Consider the following 779-nt stretch of genomic DNA (forward strand, 5'->3'; position numbering starts at 1 on the left):
AGCTTGATTGGAAAGAGGATATGAACTTCAAGCTCAAAAACGGAGAAACGATCCATATCAATGTCTTTTCCCTGGTCTACTCGTATTCCCGTTTCAAGGTCTTCTATCTTTCCTTGAGCCGGAAAAGAGATGTTCTTCTCCATCTTCTCGATCAGGCATTCGAAACGGCCGGAGGCGTGCCGAAAGCGCTGAAGACCGACAATATGAAAACCGTTATGGATGAACCCAGAACAGCGCGTTCGAAAGGAAAAGTCAATGCCAGATTCGAGCAGTTCGCCAAAGACTACGGATTCGAAACGAAGCCCTGCACAGCGGGGCATCCATGGAGCAAGGGAAAGGTGGAAAATCCGATGAAGGCGCTGGATGAATTGTTTGCCTACAACGGAAAGCTCGATCTTTACGGATTGTGTCTGATATTGAAAGAAATCAACGAAAGGCTGAATGCCTCTGTCCATACCACGACCGGAAAGATCCCCATTCTGCATATGGAAAAAGAAAAAGATTTCTTACAGGCTCTTCCGGATGCTCAAGTAAGAAATCTATACAGAATCCCTACACTTTCTGTAAAAGTCGATCCCCAGAGCATGATCAGCTACAAAGGGAACAAATACTCCGTCGATCCGCGCCACCTTGGAAAAAAGCTGGATCTTCAGGCCTATGAAGGATATCTGTATTTGTATGATAACACAGAACTTGCGGCCGTTCATGCCATTGCGGACAAAAAATGGAATTATCAGGAAGAGCACTACACGGCGCTGACCGTCTACGCTTTGAAAGAC

At 46.1% G+C, this 779-nt stretch carries 1 protein-coding gene; it reads left to right on the forward strand.

Going from position 1 to position 779, the window contains the following annotated elements:
* Positions 1-779, forward strand: a 779-nt coding sequence (locus BO225_RS10700; protein WP_143356826.1) for a Mu transposase domain-containing protein, incomplete at both ends; no start/stop codon positions are given.

Source organism: Dubosiella newyorkensis (genome assembly GCF_001945605.1).
GTDB lineage: Bacteria > Bacillota_I > Bacilli_A > Erysipelotrichales > Erysipelotrichaceae > Dubosiella > Dubosiella newyorkensis.